The sequence below is a fragment of the Streptomyces sp. NPDC021012 genome (assembly GCF_044333355.1).
Classification (GTDB): domain Bacteria; phylum Actinomycetota; class Actinomycetes; order Streptomycetales; family Streptomycetaceae; genus Streptomyces.
The window spans coordinates 206,602-229,406 of sequence record NZ_JBIRQU010000010.1 but is presented as its reverse complement, the minus strand read 5'-3'; the positions used below and the strand labels follow the sequence as shown (position 1 = coordinate 229,406).

At 72.4% G+C, this 22,805-nt stretch carries 21 protein-coding genes and 2 pseudogenes; 11 read left to right on the top strand and 12 right to left on the bottom strand.

Translation table 11 applies throughout. From position 1 onward, the window contains the following. Nucleotides 1–47 precede the first annotated feature (47 nt). Complete coding sequence (locus tag ACH4TP_RS29625; RefSeq protein ID WP_389233766.1) at nucleotides 48–668, top strand: phosphoribosylanthranilate isomerase; 621 nt, start codon at nucleotides 48–50, stop codon at nucleotides 666–668. Nucleotides 669–680: 12 nt separating this feature from the next. On the opposite strand, the gene ACH4TP_RS29620 is transcribed toward ACH4TP_RS29625, so the two are convergent. Together ACH4TP_RS29620 and ACH4TP_RS29615 are read right to left on the bottom strand one after the other, a co-directional pair. Next, nucleotides 681–1,196 carry a hypothetical protein gene (locus tag ACH4TP_RS29620; RefSeq protein ID WP_398439615.1) on the bottom strand — a complete coding sequence of 172 codons (516 nt, stop codon included), beginning with the start codon at nucleotides 1,194–1,196 and terminating at the stop codon, nucleotides 681–683. After that, nucleotides 1,196–1,441: a helix-turn-helix transcriptional regulator gene (locus ACH4TP_RS29615; protein ID WP_055639523.1), complete on the bottom strand. Its 246-nt coding sequence runs from the start codon at nucleotides 1,439–1,441 to the stop codon at nucleotides 1,196–1,198. The genes ACH4TP_RS29620 and ACH4TP_RS29615 overlap by 1 nt, the downstream gene beginning before the upstream one ends. A gap of 237 nt (nucleotides 1,442–1,678) precedes the next feature. Between ACH4TP_RS29615 and ACH4TP_RS29610 the strand changes: the two genes are divergently transcribed. Further along, nucleotides 1,679–2,542 carry a D-alanyl-D-alanine carboxypeptidase family protein gene (locus ACH4TP_RS29610; protein ID WP_389233810.1) on the top strand — a complete coding sequence of 288 codons (864 nt, stop codon included), beginning with the start codon at nucleotides 1,679–1,681 and terminating at the stop codon, nucleotides 2,540–2,542. 81 nt (nucleotides 2,543–2,623) lie between these two features. Here ACH4TP_RS29610 and ACH4TP_RS29605 read toward each other — a convergent pair whose 3' ends face one another. Then, nucleotides 2,624–2,878 carry a DUF6332 family protein gene (locus ACH4TP_RS29605; protein WP_398439614.1) on the bottom strand — a complete coding sequence of 85 codons (255 nt, stop codon included), beginning with the start codon at nucleotides 2,876–2,878 and terminating at the stop codon, nucleotides 2,624–2,626. A gap of 129 nt (nucleotides 2,879–3,007) precedes the next feature. On the opposite strand from ACH4TP_RS29605, the gene ACH4TP_RS29600 reads away from it, so the two are divergent. Next, entirely contained in the window at nucleotides 3,008–3,472 is a 465-nt protein-coding gene (locus ACH4TP_RS29600) for a GNAT family N-acetyltransferase (RefSeq protein ID WP_398439613.1), read from the top strand. A gap of 99 nt (nucleotides 3,473–3,571) precedes the next feature. Then, a pseudogene (locus tag ACH4TP_RS29595) lies at nucleotides 3,572–4,280 on the top strand (serine hydrolase). Between the two features lie 18 nt (nucleotides 4,281–4,298). On the opposite strand, the gene ACH4TP_RS29590 reads toward ACH4TP_RS29595, so the two are convergent. The 3 genes from ACH4TP_RS29590 to ACH4TP_RS29580 all read right to left on the bottom strand — a co-directional run bounded on the left by ACH4TP_RS29590 (nucleotide 4,299) and on the right by ACH4TP_RS29580 (nucleotide 8,224). Continuing rightward, complete coding sequence (locus ACH4TP_RS29590) at nucleotides 4,299–5,030, bottom strand: class I SAM-dependent methyltransferase (RefSeq protein ID WP_398439612.1); 732 nt, start codon at nucleotides 5,028–5,030, stop codon at nucleotides 4,299–4,301. Nucleotides 5,031–5,226: 196 nt separating this feature from the next. Continuing rightward, nucleotides 5,227–6,828, bottom strand: a complete 1,602-nt coding sequence (locus ACH4TP_RS29585; protein ID WP_398439611.1) for a M4 family metallopeptidase — start codon at nucleotides 6,826–6,828, stop codon at nucleotides 5,227–5,229. 412 nt (nucleotides 6,829–7,240) lie between these two features. Next, nucleotides 7,241–8,224: a LysR family transcriptional regulator gene (locus ACH4TP_RS29580; RefSeq protein WP_398439610.1), complete on the bottom strand. Its 984-nt coding sequence runs from the start codon at nucleotides 8,222–8,224 to the stop codon at nucleotides 7,241–7,243. A gap of 390 nt (nucleotides 8,225–8,614) precedes the next feature. Between ACH4TP_RS29580 and ACH4TP_RS29575 the strand changes: the two genes are divergently transcribed. The 4 genes from ACH4TP_RS29575 to ACH4TP_RS29560 all read left to right on the top strand — a co-directional run bounded on the left by ACH4TP_RS29575 (nucleotide 8,615) and on the right by ACH4TP_RS29560 (nucleotide 15,196). Beyond that, entirely contained in the window at nucleotides 8,615–10,009 is a 1,395-nt protein-coding gene (locus tag ACH4TP_RS29575) for a rhodanese-like domain-containing protein (RefSeq protein ID WP_398439609.1), read from the top strand. A gap of 99 nt (nucleotides 10,010–10,108) precedes the next feature. Beyond that, nucleotides 10,109–10,693 (top strand): rhodanese-like domain-containing protein, encoded by a 585-nt coding sequence (locus ACH4TP_RS29570; protein WP_398439608.1) that lies wholly within the window; start codon nucleotides 10,109–10,111, stop codon nucleotides 10,691–10,693. Further along, nucleotides 10,690–11,580 (top strand): sulfite exporter TauE/SafE family protein, encoded by an 891-nt coding sequence (locus ACH4TP_RS29565; protein WP_398439607.1) that lies wholly within the window; start codon nucleotides 10,690–10,692, stop codon nucleotides 11,578–11,580. Before ACH4TP_RS29570 ends, ACH4TP_RS29565 begins: the two co-directional genes overlap by 4 nt. A 124-nt stretch (nucleotides 11,581–11,704) precedes the next feature. Continuing rightward, a complete protein-coding gene (locus ACH4TP_RS29560) occupies nucleotides 11,705–15,196 on the top strand; it encodes a hypothetical protein (protein ID WP_398439606.1) in 3,492 nt (1,163 codons plus the stop codon). Between the two features lie 42 nt (nucleotides 15,197–15,238). Here ACH4TP_RS29560 and ACH4TP_RS29555 read toward each other — a convergent pair whose 3' ends face one another. Continuing rightward, nucleotides 15,239–15,943 carry a DUF4232 domain-containing protein gene (locus ACH4TP_RS29555; RefSeq protein ID WP_398439605.1) on the bottom strand — a complete coding sequence of 235 codons (705 nt, stop codon included), beginning with the start codon at nucleotides 15,941–15,943 and terminating at the stop codon, nucleotides 15,239–15,241. A 619-nt stretch (nucleotides 15,944–16,562) separates the two neighbouring features. Between ACH4TP_RS29555 and ACH4TP_RS29550 the strand changes: the two genes are divergently transcribed. Then, nucleotides 16,563–16,796: a transposase gene (locus ACH4TP_RS29550; RefSeq protein WP_398183153.1), complete on the top strand. Its 234-nt coding sequence runs from the start codon at nucleotides 16,563–16,565 to the stop codon at nucleotides 16,794–16,796. Nucleotides 16,797–16,834: 38 nt separating this feature from the next. Here the strand turns inward: ACH4TP_RS29550 and ACH4TP_RS29545 are convergent, their stop codons facing one another. Further along, nucleotides 16,835–17,521, bottom strand: coding sequence for a hypothetical protein (locus ACH4TP_RS29545; protein WP_398439604.1), 687 nt, complete (start codon nucleotides 17,519–17,521; stop codon nucleotides 16,835–16,837). Nucleotides 17,522–17,891: 370 nt separating this feature from the next. Between ACH4TP_RS29545 and ACH4TP_RS29540 the strand changes: the two genes are divergently transcribed. Beyond that, the gene (locus tag ACH4TP_RS29540) at nucleotides 17,892–18,110 is read left to right on the top strand and encodes a hypothetical protein (RefSeq protein WP_398439603.1); all 219 of its coding nucleotides are present in this window, start codon (nucleotides 17,892–17,894) and stop codon (nucleotides 18,108–18,110) included. Nucleotides 18,111–18,267: 157 nt separating this feature from the next. Further along, nucleotides 18,268–18,508 (top strand): annotated as a pseudogene (locus ACH4TP_RS29535) (lactate utilization protein C); the annotation flags it as partial. Here the strand turns inward: ACH4TP_RS29535 and ACH4TP_RS29530 are convergent. From ACH4TP_RS29530 to ACH4TP_RS29515, 4 genes are read right to left on the bottom strand one after another with little or no spacing between them, the layout of a single operon-like run. Continuing rightward, on the bottom strand, nucleotides 18,468–19,493 hold the full coding sequence (locus ACH4TP_RS29530) for a LacI family DNA-binding transcriptional regulator (protein WP_398183162.1): 1,026 nt from the start codon (nucleotides 19,491–19,493) through the stop codon (nucleotides 18,468–18,470). The pseudogene ACH4TP_RS29535 and the gene ACH4TP_RS29530 overlap by 41 nt on opposite strands. 29 nt (nucleotides 19,494–19,522) lie before the next feature. After that, nucleotides 19,523–20,455, bottom strand: coding sequence for a carbohydrate ABC transporter permease (locus tag ACH4TP_RS29525; protein WP_398439602.1), 933 nt, complete (start codon nucleotides 20,453–20,455; stop codon nucleotides 19,523–19,525). After that, the gene (locus ACH4TP_RS29520; RefSeq protein ID WP_398439601.1) at nucleotides 20,452–21,384 is read right to left on the bottom strand and encodes a carbohydrate ABC transporter permease; all 933 of its coding nucleotides are present in this window, start codon (nucleotides 21,382–21,384) and stop codon (nucleotides 20,452–20,454) included. The genes ACH4TP_RS29525 and ACH4TP_RS29520 overlap by 4 nt, the downstream gene beginning before the upstream one ends. Then, nucleotides 21,381–22,703 carry an ABC transporter substrate-binding protein gene (locus ACH4TP_RS29515; RefSeq protein WP_398439600.1) on the bottom strand — a complete coding sequence of 441 codons (1,323 nt, stop codon included), beginning with the start codon at nucleotides 22,701–22,703 and terminating at the stop codon, nucleotides 21,381–21,383. The genes ACH4TP_RS29520 and ACH4TP_RS29515 overlap by 4 nt, the downstream gene beginning before the upstream one ends. Nucleotides 22,704–22,805 lie beyond the last annotated feature (102 nt).

The window sequence follows — 22,805 nt, the reverse complement described above, 5'->3', positions numbered from 1 at the left end:
GGTGGGTAGGCTCGGGGGCCGCGCCAGGGTCAGCAGAGGAGAGACACGTGTTCGTCAAGGTGTGCGGGCTCGGGACCACCGCCGACATCGACGTGGCGGTCGCCGCCGGAGCGGACGCGGTCGGCCTGGTGATCAGCGGCACCAGTGTGCGCGGGCTCGACCGGGACCGGGTGGTGCGGCTCGCCGCGCACGTGCCGCCGGGGGTCCTGTCCGTCCTCGTGGTCAACGACACCCCGGCCGCCGAGGCGGCCCGCATCGCCGGCGAGCTCGGCTTCGGCGCTCTCCAGCTGCACGGCACCGCGTATCGCGAGGAGGACTTCGCCGCCGCGGCCGGGGTCTTCCCGCGACTGTGGCGGGCCACGTCCCTGAGCGACCGGCCCGACACGCGCGTCGGCGCCTACGGCGAGGAGGTCCTCCTCCTCGACTCGCCCCGGGCGGGCTCCGGTGAGCCCTGGGACCTGTCCCTCCTCGACGCGGCCCGCCCCGAGGGCGCGTGGCTGCTCGCGGGCGGGCTCGCGCCGCACAACGTCGCCGAGGCGATCGGGAAGGCGCGCCCCTGGGGCGTCGACGTGTCCAGCGGCGTCGAGTCCGCCCCGGGCGTCAAGGACCACGAGCTGATCCGTGCCTTCGTCACCGCCGCGAAGCAGGCCGCCCCGCGCGGGGCGTGACGGCGGCGGGGCTCAGGACCCGTCGCCGAGGTCGTCGGCCGCGTCGTCCTGGACCCTCAGGCCCGCCACCCACAGCGGCATCATCCAGTGCACGACGAGCACGCCGACGAGGACCGGGGTGACGGCCGCCCGCAGGGGCGCGTCCGTCAGGACTCCGTAGGCGCCGAAGCCCAACGCCCCGGCCAGGAGCAGCCACAGGGTGATGCGGTGGGCCAGGGCGCGCACCCGGTCGCGTTCGATCAGCTGGCGCTCGTCGAGCATCCGGCCGCGCAGTTCGAGCAGTCCGCGCGTGGAGCCGTTGAGCATGCCGGTGAGCAGCATCCAGGGCAGCAGCACCGCGGCGACCACGACGAGCAGACCGAATCCGGGCCCGAAGACCGTGGCGATCCAGGCGCCCACCCCGGTGAGGGTGAGGGCGATGTGCGCCCCCACCAGGAGGCGGCGCCGGGTCGCGGTGGCGTAGGCGGCCGCCGCCCGGCGGTCGTTCATCACCGCGTACATCCGTCGGTCGTAGCGCGTCGCGGTCATCACTGCTTCCTCCCGTAGACCTCGTCGGTGAGCGGCTGGAACGGCTCCAGGGAGAACAGCGCCTCCACCGGCAGTCCGAAGAACCTGGCCACTTTCAGGGCCAGATCGAGGCTGGGGTTGTACTGGCCGCGTTCGATGTAGCCGATGGTCTGGTAGTGGACGCCCACTGCCTCGGCCAGTGCCTGACGCGACACTTTCCGCTCTGCCCTGACAACGGCCAGCCTGTTGTGCACCTGCTCGCTCATGTATAAGAAGTACTACATTCGAATGCAGGTGCACAACATCTGAGGGGCCGGCGAGCCTCGCCCGCCGGCCCCCGCGGGGCGCCGGTGAAACGCGAGGAAATTCATGGCCCTTGCCGTGCATCCCTGGAGCCGTCTCGCGCGTCTTCTATGCGCCGGGCCCGTGTCGGCCTCGAACCGGACCCGGAAAACATCGATTCCTACCAAGGACAGAAGACTTTGCTGACTCCGACACTCGGCCTGCGCAGTGCCGTGACCGTCTCGCTCACGGCCTCGGCCGTACTCGCCGGCGGCTTCTTCGCCGGCCAGGCGAACGCCGTGACCGCTCCGTCGGTCACCGCCCCCGGTGCCTTCGTCATGAACAACGGCACGGGTACGACGCTGTACGGGAAGGCCGCGGACACCCGCCGGTCGACCGGCTCCACCACGAAGATCATGACCGCGAAGGTGGTGCTGTCCCAGCCGAACCTGAACCTGGACGCCAAGGTCACGATCCAGAAGGCCTACAGCGACTACATCGTCGCCAACAACGCCTCCTCGGCCCGACTCATCGTCGGCGACAAGGTGACGGTCCGACAGCTCCTCTACGGCCTCATGCTGCCGTCGGGCTGTGACGCCGCCTACGCGCTGGCCGACAAGTTCGGCACCGGCACCACCCGGGCGGCCCGCGTGAAGTCGTTCATCGGGAAGATGAACACCGAGGCCCAGAGGCTCGGCCTGCGGAACACCCACTTCGACTCGTTCGACGGCATAGGCAGCGGGCAGAACTACTCGACTCCGCGCGATCTGACGAAGATCGCGAGCAGTGCGATGAAGAACGCCACGTTCCGCACCGTCGTCAAGACGAAGTCCACGAGCCAGAAGGTCACCACGAAGAGCGGTGGTTACCGCTACATGTCGTGGACGAACACGAACAAGCTCCTGAGCACGTACAGCGGCGCGATCGGCGTGAAGACCGGTTCGGGTCCGCAGGCCAAGTACTGCCTCGTCTTCGCCGCCACCCGCGGCACGAAGACGGTCATCGGCACGGTGCTCGGCGCGCCGTCCGAGGCGAACAGGGCCGCCGACGTCAAGAAGCTGCTGGACTACGGCTTCACCAGGTGACCGACGGCGGGCCGGCGCGCACGACGGCGCCGGCCCGCCCCCACCCGCCGCCGTCGGCGCGGAGGTGAGGGCGAATCGGGATCAACGCCCCTGACGCCGGACCGCGTCGAACCGGAGCAGCACCCGCACCACACGCCACACCGCGGCGAAGGCGGCCAGCACGGCCCCCATCACGAGCAGGGCCTTCCCCGCGGGCCCGGAGACGCCGACGAGCACGGCCGGCACCAGCAGCGCTCCGAACACGATCGCGGCCAGGAAGGCCGCCGTCACCACGGCGAAAACGATCTCCACCGTCATCGCGTCCTTCTCCCACCGCGACTCCCGCCCCATATCCATACGGCGAGTCTCACGCAGCTCACGGCCCGCAGGCCCCCCTACCTGGTGGAACCTGCGTGCGGAGGCGGGAGCGCGGCATGATCCACTGGGTCCGCGCCGCAGGGAGCGGTGCGTGAGGAGTGTGCAGTCATGTCCGACACCGCCGCCGTCGTGGTCCGTCCCGCCCGTGAGGGCGACTTCGACCAGTGGCGTGCCCTGTACCGGGGGTACGCCGAGTTCTACCGGGTCGAGCAGACCGAGGAGGCCGCGCGGCTCGTCTGGTCCTGGATCCACGACCCCGGCCACGAGGTGGAGGGCCTCGTCGCCGAGGCCCCGGACGGGCGGCTCGTCGGGCTCGTGCACTTCCGGCCCTTCGCGCGCCCGCTGTCCGCCACCGTCGGCGGCTGGCTCGACGACCTCTTCGTGGACCCGGAGAGCCGGGGTTCCGGCGCGGCGGACCTGCTGCTCGGCGCGCTGCGCGGGATCGGGGCCGAGCGCGGCTGGAGCGTCGTCCGCTGGATCACCGCCGACGACAACCACCGTGCCCGCTCCAAGTACGACCAGGTGGCCACGCGCACCATGTGGGTCACGTACGACATGGCCCCCGACGCCTGACGGCGGCTCGACGCGGCCCGCGTCGTGTGTCGGTCCCTCGGACGGGCCGTCGTGGCCTGTACACGTACGGGAGCGGTGCCCCCTGCGGAAGGACTCGCCTTGCGCTCCCACGGACCGGGTCCGTCCCGGCGTACCGCGCTCGCCCTGGGCGGCGGCACGGCACTCACGGCCGCGCTCCCCTGGGCGGCGGTGCGGCGCGGGCCGCACCGGAGGCGGGCGGCGTCGTCGCGCGGCTGAGGCGCCTGGAGCGGGAGCACGCCGCGCGGCTCGGCGTGTTCGCCCGTGACCTGCGTACGGGGAGGACCGTGGCCCACCGGGCGGGCGAGCGCTTCCCGATGGCCTCCGTGTTCAAGACGCTCGCCGTCGCGGCCGTCCTGCGCGACCTCGACCACGACGGGGAGTTCCTCGCCCGGCGCGTCCACTGCACCCGGGCGTACGTCGACCGGTCGGGCTTCTCTCCGGTCACGGGGGCGGCCGGGAACGTCTCGGGCGGCATGACGGTCGCCGGGCTCGGCGACGAGCCGGGGCCCCGCGACCGGGAGCGGCTCACCGGCTGGATGCTCCGCAACACCACCAGCACCGAGAGGTTCCGCCGCGGCCTGCCGTCCGACCGGCCCCTCGCCGACAAGACCGGTTCCGGGCGCCACGGCGGCGCCAACGGCGTCGCGTCGCCTGGCGTCCGGACGGCACGCCGGTCGTCCTCGCCGTCCTCACCACCCAGCCCGAGGAGGACGCCCCGGCCGACGACCCGCTGGTGGCCCGGACGGCCGCGCTCCTCGCGGAGGAGTTCGGCCGGGGGGCCGCGTAGGACGGCGCGCGGCGGCCGTCAGCGGGAGTGGACCCGCAGCAGGGTGTGGCCCGCCACGTCCTCGGTCACGCCCCAGAGGGCGGGGTGGGTGGTCAGGCGGCCGGCGAGGGCGTCGCGCAGGGCGTCCGCCGGGCCCCAGGTCCCGTACAGCTTGCTCTCGGTGAGCACGACCGGCCTGAGGCCGGCCGTGAGGACGGCCTCCCAGGTGGCCGCCGCGACCCCGGGCGTGTGGGGGCTGCGGAAGTCGTCGAGGGCGACCACCCCGTCCTCGGTGAGCAGCTCGCGGACGGCGGCGATGTCGGCGCGGACGTGGTGGTACAGGTGCGAGGCGTCGATGTGCGCGAAGCGGCAGCTGCGGGCGGCCACATGGCCGGTGACCTCGGAGGAGGGCCCTTGGACCACGGTGGGCAGCCGGCGGTGGAAGCGGAGGTAGTTCGTCTCGAACACCCGGCGGGTCAGGGTCGGGTAGTACACCCGCATCTCGGTGGCCGTGGAGCTGTCCGGGGCCTCGTCGGCGTCGAACAGGTCGCACACGGTGAACCGCTCGCCTTCGGAGACGTGGTAGCCGATGGCGATGGCGCTCTTGCCCTTGTAGACGCCGAGTTCCAGCAGGTCGCCGCGGACGCCGTGCTCGCGCTGGTGGGTCAGGAGCCAGTCGAAGAGGAACCGGTCGGCGGCGAAGAACCACCCCTCGACCTCGTCGAGCCGGTCGGACGTGAGCAGGGGCGGGGCGGTGTCCTGTGCGGTCATGGCGGGTCCTCGTGTGTGCGCGGGCGGATGCCGTGGGGGCCGCCCGAGGCTACGGTCCGCGTCGCCGTCGCACCCGTACCGCTCCCCCGCCGCGCACGACGTCCACACGAGAGGCGTAACCCCGCTCCGGGCCTGCCGCCGTACGGGTTCGGGCCCCGTCCGTGGGACGGGGCCCGAACCCGTGACCGGGGGTGCGTCAGGCGACGTTGACGGCGGTCCAGGCCGCGGCGACCGTGGCGTACTCGGGGCTGGTGGCGCCGTAGAGGTCCTTGGCCGCGCTCAGGGTCGCGGTGCGGGCGCCCTTGTAGTCGGTGGTGGAGGTCATGTAGACGGTCAGCGCCCGGTACCAGATGGCGGAGGCCTTCTGGTTGCCGATGCCGGTGACGGTGGAGCCGTTGTACGTCGGGCTGTTGTAGGTGATGCCGTTGATGGTCTTGGTGCCGCTGCCCTCGCTGGCGAGGTAGAACCAGTGGTTGCCGACGCCGGAGGAGTTGTGCACGTCGAGCCGGCCGACGGACTTCGACCAGTAGTCGGCGGAGCGGCCGTCCAGGGAGGGCTTGTCGAAGCGGCGCAGCCACGGCGGGGTGGACTGGTCGCTGAAGAGGTAGTCGGGGGTGTCGACGGGGTTGTTGGCGTACCACTCGACCATCGTGCCGAGGATGTCGCTGGTGGCCTCGTTCAGGCCGCCGGACTCGCCGCTGTAGCGCAGGTTGGCGGTGGCCGAGGTGACGCCGTGGGTCATCTCGTGGCCCATGGTGTCGAGGTCGACCTGCTCGGGGTCGGTGGTGCCGTTGCCGTCGCCGGTCATCATGCAGAAGCAGGAGTCCGACCACTGGGCGTTGTCCCAGTTGGTGCCGACGTGGACGAAGACGGTGGCGCCGCGGCCGTCGTTCTTGATGCCGTTGCGGCCGAAGGTGTCCTTGTAGTAGTCGTACGTCTTCGCGGTGTTGGCGTGCGCGTCGACGGCGGCGGTGGCGCGGTCCGTGGAGAACTTCTTGCCGTCGCCCCAGATGTTGTCGGCGTCGGTGAACAGGGTGCCGGAGGAGGCGTTCAGGGACGAGGACGAGACGTTGTGCGCGTCCTTGGTGATGTGGCCGCGGACCGGGTCGATGAGGGCGAAGGTGCCGTTCGACTGGAGGGTGGTGTCGAGGGTGATGTCACCGGTGTACTCGGAGTGGCCGGTACCGGTCGCCTCGTGCTCGACGTCGTAGTTCTCGATCGCGGCGCCGGAGGCGGCGTCGGTGACGAAGACCTCGCCGTGCGGCTGGCCCTTGTCGCCCAGGCCCTGCACGGTGGTGCGCCAGGCCAGGCGGGGGGTGCCGTCGGCGGCCCACACGATCAGCTCGGGCGTGGACTTGGCGGCGCTGACGAGGCCCCGCGCGCGCTTCAGGGCGCCGGCCGAGGCGCCCTTGGCGTCGGCGGCGGGGGTGACGGACTTGACCGCCACGTTGTGGGCCTTGGCGTGGCTGGAGCCCTTGAGCGAGCCGTCGGCCTTCTGGTGGACGACGAAGTCACCGCCGACGACGGGGAGACCGCGGTAGGTCCGGTCGAAGCGGACGTGCTGGGTGCCGTCGGCGTCGATCACGACGTCCTTGACGTGGAGCGCCTGGCCGGCGCCGAAGCCGAAGGTGTCGGCGTGGCGGGTCACGTTCGCCTCGGCCCGGGATATCGCCGTGTCGCGGGCGGAGGTTCCGTGCTGCACCGCGTCGGGCTGCGAGTACGCCGGCACGGCGACCACGCCGGTGGTGATGACGGCGGCGGCGACCATCGTGGAGAGGGCAAGGAGGGGACGGGACATGACGGGGTGTTTCCTTCGCTCGTCGTGGGGGGTGACGACGTCCTGGGACGTTGACGCGAAGTGTTCACCAGGTGACATGTGCCTGACGTGATCCCATGTGGGCTACAACTGTGGAGTTATACGGTGGGGCACACGGCGGCCCGGGCTGTCACCTGCGGAATCGTACGGCGCGAGGAAGCGCGGTCCGGACGGTCGGCCGCGGAGTCGTACGGCGCGAGGAGACGCGGTCCGGACGGTCGGCCGCGGAGTCGTACGGCGCGAGGAGACGCGGTCCGGACGGTCGGCCGCGGAGTCGCACGGCGCGAGGAGACGCGGTCCGGGAGGTCACCCGCGGAGTCGCACGGCGCGAGGAGACGCGGTCCGGGAGGTCACCCGCGGAGTCGTACGGCGCGAGGAGACGCGGTCCGGGAGGTCAGCCGTTCTCGGCGCCGAGGGCGAACTCCTCGCCGCCGCCCTCCCACCAGGCCAGGTACGGCGGCCGCTGCCGCACCAGCGAGAGGTACGCGGCCAGCAGGCGTTCGCCCACCGCGTCGGCGAGTTCGGCCGGGACCGTTTCCGTGTTCCAGGCCAGCTGGAGCCGCCGGTGGAACGGGACGTCCACGAGCGGCCGCTGCACGGTGCCCTGGGTGGGGACGTCGGCGCTCGGCCATACGCCGCAGACGGCGCGCCGGCCCGCGACCAGGATCTGCGCCACGGACAGGTCCGGCGTCACGTGCGCGATCCGCGGCGTGAATCCCGCCGACTGGCAGGTGAGATGGAGGTACGCGTGCACACCGCTCTCGTCGGCCTCCGGCATGACCCACTCCTCGTCCCTCAGGTCACGCAGGCTGACCACCTCCTGGCGTGCGAGCGGGTGGTCCTCGGCGAGCAGGACGAAGACCGGTTCGCGCAGCAGCGTGCGCGTCACCACCGAATCGCCGACGGGAAGGGGGAATCCCGGGAACTCGCCGAAGACCGCTATGTCGCATTTCGACTGGCTCAGCGCTTTCACCAGGGTGTGCACGGAACGGCGGGCGTCTATGCCGAGCCGGCGTTCCGGGACGAGCTCGAAGAGGGCGGAGATCAGCAGCGACACCAGGGGGCCGGCGGTTCCGCCCGCCCGCAGCGGCGAGGCGGTCCCCCCGTCCGCCTCGGCGGCCGAGCGCGCGTGCTCGCGCAGCCGGTCGAAGCCGACCACGAGGTCACGCGCGCAGCGCAGGACGTACTGACCGTTCTCGTTCGGCTTCACCCCCTCGGCACTGCGGGTGAAGAGGGGACCTCCCAGCTCGTGCTCGATCCGTTTCAGCTGGGCGCTCGTGGCGGGCTGGGAGAGCTGCAGGCGCGCGGCGGCCCTGCGGATGCTGCCGGCCTCGGCGACGGTGAGCAGGACGCGGAGGTGGCGGAACTCGAGGTGCATGAACATTCCCCCACTCAGGGCGGAGGGACCCTTGCACCCCCCGTGACCAGCAGTACCGACTGCCCGAGGGCATGGTGACCAAGATTCTGACGGACCCGCCGGAGCGGCAACCACGGGACGGCAAAATCTACGTGCCCATGCCACGTTCATACCCAGGGGGGTATTTGACTTCGCTGAAAGACCCCTTTACCGTCGAGTACGTAAATACCTAGGGGGGTATCCGAGCGGGAGGTGCTTCGAGGCGGGTTCCGCCTCCGTCGCAGGCGGACGCCGCCTCTGTCACAGGCGGAACCGCCGACCGGGCCCGTACCGGACGCCCGCACGCACGCGGTACGACCGCCCCGCACCCCCGCACCCACCTCGGCGTGTGCTCCTGATGAAGGGATTGCCGTGTTCTTCACCCAGTACTACCTGGACTGCCTCTCCCAGGCGTCCTACATGATCGCCGACGAACGCACGGGCCGGGCGGTGGTCGTCGACCCCCGCCGGGACGTCTCGGAGTACCTGGCCGACGCCGCCGCCCACGGGTTCACGGTGGTCGGCGTCATCAACACCCACTTCCACGCCGATTTCGTCGCCGGCCACCTGGAGATGGCGGACGAGACCGGCGCCTGGATCGGATACGGCCGGCGCGCCGAGACCGAGTACCCGATCCGCAAGCTCACGGAGGGTGAGCGGATCTCCCTCGGCGACGTCACGCTGGAGATCCTGGAGACCCCCGGGCACACCCCGGAGTCGATCAGCGTCCTCGTGTACGAGCGGGCCGACGACGAGGTGCCGTACGGCGTCCTGACCGGCGACGCGCTGTTCATCGGCGACGTCGGCCGCCCCGACCTGCTCGCCTCGGTGGGCGTGACCGCCGAGGAGCTCGGCGCGATGCTCCACGACAGCGTGCAGAACAAGCTGATGGGGCTGCCGGACGCGGTACGGGTCTTCCCCGCGCACGGCGCCGGATCGGCCTGCGGCAAGAACCTGTCGACGGAGAAGCAGTCGACCATCGGCGAACAGCGGGCCACCAACTACGCCTGCGCGCCGATGAGCCGCGAGGAGTTCGTCGCGCTGGTCACCGCCGGCCAGTCGGCCGCGCCCGGCTACTTCGCGTACGACGCCGACCTCAACCGCAAGGACCGGGCCCGCTTCGGCGCCTCGGCGCCCCGCCCGCTGGCGCTCGCCGAGTTCACCGGACTGCGGGCCGCCGGCGCGGTCGTGGTGGACGCGCGCGACCCGCAGGAGTTCGCGGCCGGGCACCTGCGCGGCGCGGTGAACGTGCCCGCCGACGGGCGTTTCGCCGAGCAGGCCGGCACCGTGCTCCACCCGGCCGCCGAGCTGCTCGTCATGGCGCCGCAGAACCGGGAGGAGGAGGTCGTCACCCGGCTCGCCCGGATCGGCTTCGACCGGGTCGCCGGCTACCTGCGCGACCCCGAGGACGCCCTGGAGGCACTGGCCGACGAGGTCTCCCCCGCGAGCCGGGTCACCGCCGCGCACCTGCGCACCGCGCTCGCGGGAGAACGGCCGCCGGTCGTCGTGGACGTGCGCACCTGCGGCGAGCGCCAGGCCAACGGCTTCATCGCGTCCGCCCTGCACATCCCGCTGAGCGAACTCCCGCACCGCGCGGACGAGCTGCCCACCGACCGGCCGCTGGTCCTGCACTGCGCCGGCGGCCACCGTTCCTCCATCGCCGCGAGCCTGCTGCGACAGCGGGGCCTCCGGGACGTCTCCGACATCCTCGGCGGATACGCCGCCTGGGCGCTGACGGAGCCCACGGCCGGACCCGTCGACGCCTGACCACCCCACCCCCTCCCGCTCCTCGCCCGGGGCCCCGTACACCCTCCTGCATACCCCCCTGGGTATACCAGTCCTACTCGAAGTGGAATCCCGCACCCCATGAGCAACACCCCCGCACCCACCCCCTCCCTCACTCCCGCCGCACTGCACCGGCTCGTCCAGGAAGGGCGCGCCCCCCGCCTGCTCGACGTGCGCACGCCGGGCGAGTTCCGTACGGCGCACATCCCCGGCTCGTACAACGTGCCGCTCGCCACCCTCCGCGAGCACCGCGCCGAGCTCCTGGCCCACCTCGACGAGGACGTCGTGCTCGTGTGCCGCTCCGGACAGCGCGCCACCCAGGCCGAGAAGGCCCTCGCCGAGGCCGGCCTGCCGAACCTCCGCGTCCTGGAGGGCGGCATCGTCGCCTGGGAGACGGCCGGCGCGCCCGTCGAGCGGGGCCCGGAGCGGTGGGACATGGAGCGCCAGGTCCGGCTCGTGGCCGGCTCGATCGTCCTGACCACCGGCCTCATCGGGGTGTTCGTCCCTGGCGCCCACCTGATCGGCACCGCGATCGGCGCGGGCCTGACCTACGCGGCGCTCAGCAACTCCTGCGCCATGGGCGTCATGCTGTCCAAGCTGCCGTACAACCGCGGGCCCCGTGCCGACATCCGTACGGTGATCGCGGAGCTGCGGAGCACGCCGTGACCGCCCTGGTCGTCGCGGCGTCCCTGCTCGTCGGTGTCACCCTCGGGGTACTCGGGGGCGGCGGCTCGATCCTGACGGTGCCGATCCTGGTCTACCTGGCCGGGCAGGACACCAAGGAGGCGATCGCCACCTCCCTGTTCGTCGTCGGCGTCACCAGCCTCGCCGCGCTGGTCCCCCACGCCCGGGCCGGCCGGGTCCGCTGGCGGACCGGGCTGCTCTTCGGCGGGTTCAGCATGGCCGGCGCGTACGCGGGCGGGCGGCTCGCCGCGTACGTTCCGGGGACGGTCCTGCTGGTCTCCTTCGCCCTGATGATGCTGGCCACCGCGGTGGCGATGCTCCGCAGGCCCCGGCCGGGCCGGGCGAAGCCCCAGCGGGTCCACGACGACCTGCCCGTGCGGCACATCGCGGTGGAGGGTCTCCTCGTCGGCGCCGTACCGGGTCTGGTCGGCTCCGGCGGCGGTTTCCTCGTCGTCCCGGCCCTCGCCGTCCTCGGCGGGCTGCCCATGGGCGTCGCGGTCGGCACGTCGCTCCTCGTCATCGGGATGAACTCCTTCGCCGGTCTCGCCGGTCACCTCTCGGGCGTCGGGATCGACTGGAGCCTGGCCCTGACCGTCACCGCGGCGGCGGTGGCCGGCAGCCTCGTGGGCGGCCGGTTCGCGGGCCGCGTCCCGCAGGACACCCTGCGCACGACGTTCGGCTGGTTCGTCGTCGTCATGGGGGTCTTCGTCCTCGCGAAGCAGCTCGACACCGCCGTGTGGACCCACCCGGCGACCTGGGCGACCCTCGGGACCGCCCTGGCGGCCGCGCTCGCCGTCCGCCTCTGCCGGACCTCAAGACGAGCGGCATGCGGCGGCGCCTCCCCGACGGCTCCGACACCCCGTCCCTGAGACAGGAGGAGCAACGGAACGACGTGGGAGGAGCGACGGAGGCTCCTCCTCACCCTCGCCCCCCGTTCAGCCGGTCCGCATACTCGGTGGGGGCGGGGCCGTGCCATCGGGCACAATGCCCGCGATGATCTCCACCGCAGCCCAGCTGCTCGCCGCCCTCGAACCCCTGCCGCATGCCGCCCGGCTCCGGTTCACCGCCGTCACCGCCCACCGGCTCGCCGCCCACGGCGGACTCCCTCCTCTGCTCGCCGCGCTGGACGCGCTCGGCCCGTACGAGCGCCGGCTCGCCGCGCTGGCGGCCCTGACCGCCGGGGAGCTCGGGCACCTGGCGGCCCGGCTCGGCGATCCGGACCCGGTGGTCCGCCGGTACGCGCTGCGCGGCGCCCGACGGCTGCCCGTCCCGGACGCCGCCGTCGAGGCCGCCTACGACGACGCGCCCGCCGTGGTCCGCGCCGACCTCGCACGACTGCTGCGTGACGGGCGGCGGCCCGGACTCGCCGAGCGGCTGGTGCTCCGGGTGCGCGGCGAATACGGCGACCGGGACGCGGCCCTGCTGCTGCCGGGCTGCTCGGCGGAGTTCACCGCGCGACTGCTGCCCGAGCTCGCCGGGGCGCTCTCCTACGAGGACTGGAGCACCCTGGCCGTCCGCCATCCCGTGGCCGTCCTCGACCAGATGGAACGGGAACTCGGGGGCCTTCCGAAACGGTTGCGCGCTCTCCGGTGGCGGCGGCACGCCGCCGGGATCGCGGCCGCCCTGCCCGCCGCACCGGAGCGCGTCCTCGACCTGCTCGAGCGGTACGGCCCCGACGATCTGCCCGGTCCGGTGCTCGACCGGCTGGGCGATCTCGTCGCGGTCGACGCCGAGCGCGTCGTCCGCTGGTTCGCCGACCCCGGCCGGACGGCCGCGCGGTGGGAACGGACACCCCGTCCCGCGGTCATGCGGCAGCTGACGGCGGCGAACCCTCCGTCCCTGCCCCTGCTGGGAGCCCGCTGGTTCCACCGCGAGGCCTTCGGCGTTCTGCTGCGGTCGGTGCCGCCCGCGCGTCGGCCCGGGTTCGTGGACGCGGTCGTCGCCGTGGGCGACCCGTACGGGAACATCCGCGCGCACGCAGGGGTGCTCGCCCTGCTGCCGACCGCCGAGCGGCACGCCCGCGCCCGTACCGAGATCGAGGGGATCCGCGCCGACGCCCACTCGGGCTGGGCCCTCTGGGCCCTCCTCGCCCTGCTGCCGACAGCCGAGGCCCGCCCACAGCTGCTGGCCGGCCTCCGCAGCAACGACCCCGAGGAGCGCGGGACGGTCTGGGACCGGCTGGTCGCCAACGCCGGCCACACCCGTGACCCGGAACAGGTCGCGGAGGTCCTCGCGCTCGCCGCCGACCGACTCGCCGGCGAACGCGACGCCGTACGCGGGGAGGCCCTGTCCGCCGTCGCCGGCCTGCCGGTGCCCTTGCTCGTGGCGGCCCTCAGGTCGGCCGCGTCCGCCGGGGGCCGCACCGGGGCCGCGTCCCTGGAACGGCTGTGCCTGGACGCCCTGAGGGCCCGGGACCGCTCGCACGGGACCCGGGACACGGTCCGGTCCCTGGCCGTGACCCTGCTCTCCACCGCCGTGAACGGTACGGATGTTGTCGCCGCCACCGCCCTGCCGACTGCCGTACGCCTGACGGAAGCGCTCATCGCTCACACCGGAACGGTGGAACTGGATCGTTTCGGCGAGGCGTTGCGCGGCCGCGGGGCCGGTGCCCTGCTCGACGTGCTCGGGCCGTGGCTGGACCGGGCCACCGCCGACGGCGACGTCACGCCCTTGCTGGCGCTGGGCAGGTCCGGCGGGCGCCGCGCGTACCGGATCCCGGAGCTCCAGGACCGCCTCGAACAGGCCCTGCGCACCTGCCCGGACGGGGTCTTCGGCGAGGTCGCCGCGGTCTGGCTGGCCGACCCGGCGACCCGGGGCGACCGCGTGGCCGGGCTGCTGGCGCGGGAGCCGTCCGCGGTCTTCGTGCCCCAGGTGCTCGCGGTCCTCGCCGCGGAACGCACCGATCTGCTGGACCGCGCCCTGTCCAAGGCGCCGCTCCCCGGCGGCCGGTTCCCCGTGGCGGGCGCCCCCCGGCCGCTGCCCCCGTTCCGGTACGCCGACCGGTGGCTGCCCCGTCAGCAGGAGGCCGCGGTCCGGCTGGCGGCGGCCGTCGTCGCCGATCCCGTCCGGGGTCTCGACGAACGTGCCGCGCTGCTCCGCGCGGTGGCCCCGGTGCCGGAGTACGGAAGGGCCCTGCTCCGGCGGTACGCCGCCCCGGTGCCCGCCCCGGCCGGTCCCGACGCCCCGGGCGCCGCCCCGCCGCACGATGCCGACGGAGGCCACGGCGTCGCACCCGCTCTGACGGCGGCCGCTCTGGACGCGGCCGCCCACACCGACGACCCGGCCTCGGCTCTCGGTGCCCTGCTCGACCACGCGGGCGACGAGCGGGCGGCGGCCGCCTGGTCCGCCGCCGCCCGCGCCGCGGCCCACGCCCGGCCCAGCCGGATAGCCTCCCTGCTCCGTGACGTCCTGACCCGCGAGACGGGGGTGAAGGTCACCGTCCGGAAGGCGGCGGCCCGGCTCGCCGCCCGCCACCTGCCTCCGAAGGCCGCCACCGCCCTGCTGGCGACCGTGGGCCGCGCCCCGGGCGTCCATCCGGACGTACGCGCCGTCGTCGTCGGCCTGGCGGCGACCCTGCTGCCGGACGAGGAGATGTGGGCCCTGCTGGATTCGACGGCCGCCGACGGGCCCGACGCCGCCCGGCTCGCCCTCCTCGGTCCGAGCCCGGCGGACCTGGTCCCCGCCCACCGGTCGCGGTACGGCGAGCTCGTCGCCCGGCTGGCCTTCGCCTCCGAGGAGTACGTGGCGGACCAAGCCCTGTCCGCCCTCGGCAACTGGGCGCCGTACACGCCCGCGGCCGGCACCGCCCTCGCGGACGTCTACACGGACCTCGCCTCGCCCCTGAGCGCGTATCGGGCGGCCCACGCGCTGACGGAACTCGCCCAGTCCGGACTACCCCACCCGATCGGTGGCGCGGCACCCGGCAGCCTTCTGCACGGCGTCGTGGACCGGCTTCTGGCGCTCGTCGCGGCCGGTGAACCGGAGGGCGGCGGGCGCGGTGGGGATCTGCCGGCACGCCGTCGCCTGGAATCCCTCGTCGGCTCTTCGTTCAGGGACCACCGGATGTGCGCCGTCCTGGCCCGGCAGCTGGCGGCCGAACCGATGGTCACCGGGGCCCGTACCTCGCTCCTCGTACGAGCGGTCGACCTGGAGGCGACCGGGCCCGAACTGCTGCTCTCGCTCCGTGAGTTGACTGCGGCGATCGAGGGCCGCGCCGTCCTGGCGGTCCGGGTGGCGGAGGACGTGGAGGAGGCACACCGGTACGGCAAGCAGCTCGCCGACCCCGCCGCCGCCCTGGCGGCGGTGGGCGCCCTGAGCGACGACGGCGGTCTGGTGGAAGGTCTCCTCGCCGTCGGTCTCGCCACGGCCCTCGGAGAGCGGCTGAAGTGGCCGGAGCCCTGCCTCGCGGCCGTCACGCGCCTGCGCCGCCACCCGGATCGGGAGGTCCGGGAGGCGGCGTACACCACGGTCCTGGGCGGAGGCTGACCCCGGCCGGAGACGCGTCGGCACCTCCGCGGGAGGACCCGGCTACAGGCTCAGCGCGTCCTCGGAGTTGTCCATCCAGGCGGTGACGGAGTTGTCGTCGGAGACGTTCAGGCCGGGCGTCGCGGCCTTGAGCGGCACCTGCTCGAGGTCCGACTCGGTGTCCATGGTCATGGAGATCGAGGAGACCGTCTTGCTCTTGGCGCCCTTCACGCCGCCCATGAGTCCCGCGTAGGCGGACTCGCCCGGTGCGAGCCGGATGGCCTCCTCGATGCCGGGGGCCGTGCCGCGCGCCGTCGCCTGCCCTTCGAGGTCGCCGAAGGTCACGATGGGGTGGCCGAGCACGCGGCACGGCTTGCCGCTCTTGTTGGTGATCTTCAGCAGGTAGCTGCTGGTCGTGGGCTCGGCCAGGGTCGCGGTGAACGTCAGGTCGTAGGTGCTGCACGGGAAGACGTCGTAGTCCGGATCGGTCGACGGCGCGGACGGCTTGGCGGGCGCGGGCGCCGTCGGCTTGGCGGGCGTCGTCGGCTTGGCGGATGCCGACGGCTTGCCCGGCTTCGACGGCTCGGCGGACTTCGACGGCGCGGACGGCTCGGTCGGCTCGGTCGGCGCGGAGGAGGCGGTGGCGGGAGGGGTCGTGGCCGGAACGTCGGCCCCGCCGGCGGCTCCGTCCTCGGAGGGCCCGCAGGCGGTCAGGGCCAGTGCGGACACGGCGACGAGGACGACGGCTGCTCTGCGAACGGTGCTCATGGTGGTACTCCCCCGAATGGCTGCGCACGATCTGCGCTGTGGTGGACACCAGCTTCGCGCGCGTGCTTCACGATTCTGTGACGGTGCCTTTCCGAAACCACCACGATTCGTGGTTCACGCGGTCGCCCGGCGACCGGCCGACGGAAAAGCCGTTCGATCGGCGACGGCCTCTCGCCCTCAGGTCGGCGACGTGGCAACGAAACTCAAGAGGATCGTCCTCCCTTCACCTCGACCAAGCGGGTCGCACCGTCCCCCGGGAGAGAGCCTTCCGTCGGCGCCTGGGGAATTACGGGCTCTGTCGGGGATCTTGTGGTGTCGCAGGGCTGAGCTGCGCGGCCTCCGGATGTGCGGTTCAGGGGTGTCGGGGCAGTTGTTGCCGCCTCTGTCCGGTGTTGTCATCAAGTCGATTCGGTGGACAGCCGGGGTCGTCACGCTTCGCGCGGGGTGTTCAGACGTTGCCGGCGAGATGCCCGGGATGCGGTATGCCGTCCTTCGGGGTGCACGGCCGGTACGTCCGCCGGCTCGGTGACGCGCCTGTGGCTGGCAGGCCCATGGTCATCGAGCGGACCTGCTCCGCTCGGTCCCGCAGCCGCTCATCGGCACCGTCAGATTCCTGGGAGTGGACGACTTCGCTCTGCGCAAGGGCGACTCCCACACGACGATCCTGGTGGACTTGGAGACGCGCCGCCCCGTCGAGGTCCTGCCCGGCCGGGACGCCGAGCCGTCGGCCGCATGGCTCCGTCGGCACCCGGAAGTGGAGGTGATCTGCCGGGACCGGGCCGGCGCCTACACGGAGGGAGCCCGAAGCGGCGCCCCGCAGGTGATGCAGGTCGCCGACGCGTGGCATCCGTAGCGGAACGTCGCGGATGCGGCGGAGAAGACGGTCGGCTCTCACCACGGTTGCCTCCGGGCCGCGTTCGCGGCGACCCCGGTCACGGCGGAGGCAACCGCGAGGGACCTGGTCACGCCGGAGCCGTCTGAGGCGGTGGTCGTGCCGTTCGTCACGCCGGACGGCACTCTCGACGTCAGCGGCCGCCCCCGGGGTCCGGTGGCACGTACGACCCAGAGATACGAGGCGGTCCAGGCACTGCTGGCCGAGGGGAGGTCGCTGGCGGCGATCGCCGGACGCTGCGGCTGGACCACTCCACCGTCGGTCGCTTCGCCCGGGCCGGCAGCCTCGACGAACTGCTGGTCAAAGCCACCGGACGACTGTCCGTACCTGACGAGCACAAGCCCTGTCTTCATGCCCGCTGACTGGAGGGCCGGCACGACGTTCCCTAGCTCCACCGCGAACTGCGCGAGCGCGGATTCACCGGGAATATCCAGCGCCTCCGCCGCCACTTCCGTGCCTTCAGATCTGCCCGCCAGCCAGGCCGGAAGCTGCATCCGGTGTTCCGGCCGCAGCCAAGGCCGGCCCCGAAGCCCCGCCGCGTTGTCCGCTGGACCATGACGCACCCCCAGCACCTCGCGGCCGCCGACGCCGCGGAACCGAAGGAGATCCGTACGGCCTGCCCTCACCTCGACGCCGTCACTGCCGGCCTCTCCACCCCAGGGAGATCCGGGCAGGTCGAGGGCCACGTCACCCGGGTCAACTCCTCAAACGCATGGCCTATGGGCGAGCGAATCCCGGTCTCCTGCACCAACGAGTACTTCTGGCCCCATGCCTCCGCGACAGGGGCCTCCCGCTGTGAGATCGCCTGAACCTGCCGTTTGTTCCGAACGCGTTCAGTCGGGTGGGCGGGATGCGGGTGGAGACATGGCCCGGGTTGACCGGTCGGCGCTTACCGGCGGGTGGAGCAGTCCGGGCGGCACTCGTCTTCACCTGGGGGATGACCTTGCCATGACGGGGGGGGAACGCCTGAACGGTGCGATGTGGGGAGGCACATCGTGCCCGGACGCTGCGACCGGACACTGGAGCTTCTTCAGCTCGCCCGACAGGGCGGGTTCCGTGTTCGCCGATGACGGGTTCACCAGCGGCGACACCGTCTCCGTGCGCATCGACGACCCGAAGGATTCCTGTCTTCTGTCGGTTCAGGTCCCGCGGGACGAGCACGGACTCGATCTGTGCCTGGTGGAGGACCTTGACTCCGGCTGTTCTGCCGAGGAGCTTCTGCGCCTTGAGCCGGTGGCGCCGACACGACGGGCAGCGAAGTGCCTCACCCACTGACCCGTGCTGCCATCGCCCCCGGCGGCAAGGGTCCTCAGCACGCACCTCGCCGCCGGGGCCAGGCGTCCGCCTCCTCGCCCGCGCCTCACTCGACCCCCGCCTCCTGCGCGGAGCCCGGGCCCACAGGTTCGCCGCGACCGAGGGCGCCCGGCGGTTCGACGAGCCCCGGCTGACCCCGTACGAACTGGACGGCACGGACGCCGTGGTGACGGGGTGCGCGGTGGCGATCGCCGAGACCGGTACGCCCGCTGACCTGGGTCTCCGGTCCTTCCGCGACGAGCGACATCGGACTCGACCGGGCGGATGGCGTCCACGGGCCGCGGACCCTGGAGGTCATCCTGGTGACCGACGTCCCCGCTACGCCGATTCCCGGCGGACGAGCTCCGTCGGCAGGATGACCGTGACCGTGTCCTCGCCCGCTATCCGCGCGAGGAGCGTCCGGACCATCTCGGCGCTGATCCGGTCCCAGGGCTGGCGGATCGTGGTCAGCGAGGGACGTGAGGAGAGGGCAGCCGGGGAGTCGTCGAAGCCGCCGACGGCGATGTCCTCGGGGACCCGCTTGCCCGCTCGGGCGAGGGCGTCGAGGACGCCCTGCGCCATGAGGTCGGAGGCGACGAAGACGGCGTCGATGTCGGGGGCGCGCTCCAGGAGGACGCGGGCGGCGTCCTCGCCGCTGGCGCGGCTGTAGTCGCCGGTGGCGATGAGGGTCTCGTCGACGGGCAGGCCGTGCTCGGCGAGCGTCTCGCGGTAGCCGGCGAGGCGCTCGACGCCGCCGGGGGTGTCGAGGGGGCCTGTGACAGTGGCGATCCGGCGCCGCCCGGTCGCGTACAGGTGGCGCACCATGTCGCGGGCGCCGTCCCGGTCGTCGGCGGCGACGTAGCCGATCTTGGCGGTCTGGCCGAGGGGTTTGCCGCAGGCGACGACGGGGACGCCGGCCTCGTGCAGCCGGGCCACCACGGGGTCGCCGGAGTGGCTGGAGACGAGGAGGACGCCGTCGACGTGGCCGGCCTCGATGTAGCGGAGGTTGCGGCGGCGTTCGTCCTCGGTGCCCGCGATCATCAGGAGGAGCGGGATGTCCTGGGCGGCGAGGGCCTGGGTGCAGGCCCTGAGGAGGACGTTGAAGTTGGGGTCCTCGAAGAAGCGCTCCTGGGGTTCGGTGAGGAGGAAGGCGACCGAGTCGGACTTGCCGGTGATCAGTGAGCGGGCGTGCCGGTTGACGACGTATCCCGTTCTTCGGATCGCGGCGTCGACGGCCGCCTTGGCCGTCGGGCTGACGTAGTGGCCGCCGTTGAGGACACGGGAGACGGTGCCGCGCGAGACGCCGGCCTCGCGGGCCACGTCGTGGATGGTCGCCGGGCGGCGCCTGCTCGCTGCTGTGCTCATGCTGTGTGTTTCCCCTCGATCCCCTGTGGTCAGGACTTTACGGCGCCGGAGAGCAGGTCGAGGCTCCAGAAGCGCTGGATGACCAGGAACAGGGCGATGAGCGGGAGGACGGCGAGGAGGGCTCCGGTGATGACGAGGGTGTAGAGGGAGGGCTGGCTGGCGCCCTGCTTGAGGAGGGTGAACAGGCCGACGGTCATGGGGAACTTCTCGTCGTCGCCGAGCATGATGAACGGCAGCAGGAAGTTGTTCCAGATGGCGACGAACTGGAAGAGGAAGATCGTCACCAGGCCCGGGGCCATCATGGGGACGGCGATCCGCAGGAAGATGCGCCACTCTCCGGCGCCGTCCATCCGCCCGGCCTCGACGAGTTCCATGGGGATGGCGGCCTCGGCGTAGATGCGACCGAGGTAGACGCCGTACGGGGAGAGGATCAGCGGCAGCAGCACGGAGGCGTACGTGTCCGTGAGGTCGGCCTGGGCCATGAGGAGGTACTGCGGAATGGCGAGGATGACCGGCGGCATGAGGACGCCGGTGAGGATCATGTTGAAGAAGGCCTCGCGGCCCCGGAAGCGGTAGACGGCGAAGGCGTAACCGGCGAACGCGGAGACCACCGTGGACAGGACGGCGCCGAGGCCCGCGTAGAAGACGGAGTTGCCCATCCAGCGCCAGTAGATGCCCTCGCGGTACGCGTCGAGGTCGGTGAGGTTGTCGGCGAAGCCGTCGCCGGGCAGGAAGGTGAAGGTGGAGAAGAGGTCCTCGCCCGATTTGGTGGCGGCGACCACGACCCAGGCGACGGGCAGCAGGCAGTAGAGCGCGCCGAGGACGAGGGCGGCCGTGGGGAGCAGGGCGGTGCGGCCGCGGGTCTTTCCGTCGGAGGCGGCGGGCCGTCCCTGGGAGGTGCCGGGGGTGGTGCCGGCGGCCGGGGCGGACGCGCGGAGCGGAGGGGAGGCGAGCCCGGTCATCGGCTTGCTCCTTGTGTGGTGCGGCGGTTGGAGACCCGGAGGAGGGCGAAGGAGAGCGCGAAGGTGGCGAGGGCGAGCACCACGGCGGTGGCCGAGGCTGCGTGGATGTTCCCGCCGGTGAAGGCGTCGTTGTAGACCTTCATGAGGGGGCTCCAGGTGGAGGGGATGCCGTTGGTGAGCGGCTTGAGCGTCATGGGCTCGTTGAAGACCTGGAGGGTGGCGATGATCGAGAAGAAGAAGGTGAGCACCAGGGAGGGCGCCACCATCGGGATCTTGATGCGGAGTGCGATCTGGAGCTCCGAGCAGCCGTCGAGCTTGGCCGCCTCGTACACCTCGGCGGGCAGGGAGCGCAGTGCGGTGTAGATGACGATCATGTTGAAGCCGGTGCCGCCCCAGACCGCGATGTTCGCCATCGCGAGGTAGAGGGGGCCGCCGTCCATGAGGTCGGGCCGCGGGAGGCCGAGGGCATCGAGGACGTACAGGAAGGGGCTGACGTCGGGGAGGTAGAGGAAGCCCCAGAGGAGCGCCGCGATGACACCGGGCACGGCGTACGGCAGGAAGATCGCGAGCCGGGCGAAGGAGCGGCCCCGGACGCGCTCGGAGTCGAGCAGGAGCGCGAAGAACAGGGCGAGGCCGAGCATGACGGGGACGACGATCGCGCCGTAGCCGAGGACGCGCAGGGCGCTGTGGAGGAACTCGGAGTCGGTGAGGGCGGAGGTGTAGTTCTGCAGGCCGGCCCAGACCTCGTGCCGGGCTCCCCTGCCCAGGCCGAGGCCCTTGATCTCGACCTTGTGAAAGCTGAGCCAGACGGCGTAGCCGATGGGCAGGGCGAAGAAGAGGGCGAAGAGGAGGGCGGCGGGGAGGAGGAAGCCGTACGGGGCCGCCTTGACCCCGTACGACCGGCGCGCACCCTGGTGGGGCTGCGTCACTTGGCGACTCCAAAGCCCTGCTTCTTCAGGTCCGCGACGGTGGTGTCCCGCATGGCGGTGAGGGCGGTGGCGAAGCCGGACTTGGCCTTGGCCTTGGCGGCCTTGCCGAACTCGTCCTTGAAGGAGGTGTAGGCGACGTTCACGTTGGGACCCCAGGCGCCGGGCGCGGTGGTCTTCGCGATCTCGGCGGCACGGGTGTAGAAGTCGGGCTGGTCGGCGAAGTAGTCGGGGGCCTTCGCGAGGGCGCCGCTGGTCTGGGCGGCGGTGGCGGCGGGGTAGATGCCGGACTCCTTGACGAGGGCGGCGAGGGCCTTCGGGTCGGTGTTCAGCCAGATGGCGAACTTCGCGGCGGCCGCCTTGTGCTTCGAGTCGGCGGTGACGGCGGTGGAGGAGCCGCCCCAACTGCCGGTGACGTTCGCCCCCTTGGTCCACTGCGGGAGACGGGCCATGGCCCACTTGCCCTTGCCGGCGGGGGCGGCGGTGGTGAGGGTGCCGGGGGCCCAGACGGCACTGACCCAGGCGAGCTGCTCGCCGGTGTTCATGGCCTTGTTCCAGGCGGGGGTGTACATCGGCTGGTTGTCGATGGCTCCCTCGGCTACCAGGCCGCCCCAGAAGTCGGCGACCTTCTTGGTGGCGGCATCGTCGATGCCGACCTTCCAGTTGTCGCCCGCGAAGGTCCACCACTTGGCGCCGGCCTGCTGGGAGAGGCCGGCGAAGAGGCCGGCGTCGTTGGCGGAGAAGGTGGTCAGGGCCTTGTCCGGGGCCTTCTGCTTCAGGGTGCGGGCGGTGGCGGCGAACTCGTCCCAGGTGGTGGGGACGGAGAGGCCGTACTGCTTGAAGAGGTCCTCGCGGTAGAAAAACATGAGCGGCCCGGAGTCCTGCGGCAGGGCGTATACGGCCGGACCGCCGAAGGTGGTCTGCTGCCAGATGCCGGGGGCGAACGAGTCGCGGACCTTCTCCGGGACCTCGGCGGCTATGTCGGCCAGGGAGTCGTTGCTGACGAGGGTCGGGAGGGCCTGGTACTCGGCCTGGACGAGGTCGGGGCCCTTGTGCGCCTTGGTGGCCGTGATGATCTTGGTGACGAGGTCGTCTCCGGAGGCCTGCTTCTGAACGGTGACCTTGATGTCGGGGTGCTCGGCGTTCCAGAGGGCGGCGACCTTGTCCATGCCGGGCGCCCAGGCCCAGTAAGTGAGCGAGACGGGGCCGGACTCGGCGTCGGCCTTGCCGCCGGAGCCGGAGGAACCGCAGGCGGTGAGCGCGGTGGTGCCGAGCAGGACGGCGGTGGCGGCGGCGAGTCCGCGGCGCGAGATGTGAGGCATGGGGTACTTCTCCCTGACCGAAAAAGGGGCCTCTCCCCGAAGGGGGATGGCCGGTCATGCATCTGTGAGCGTTCACAGTAGAGAAATGTTCCGGACACTTGT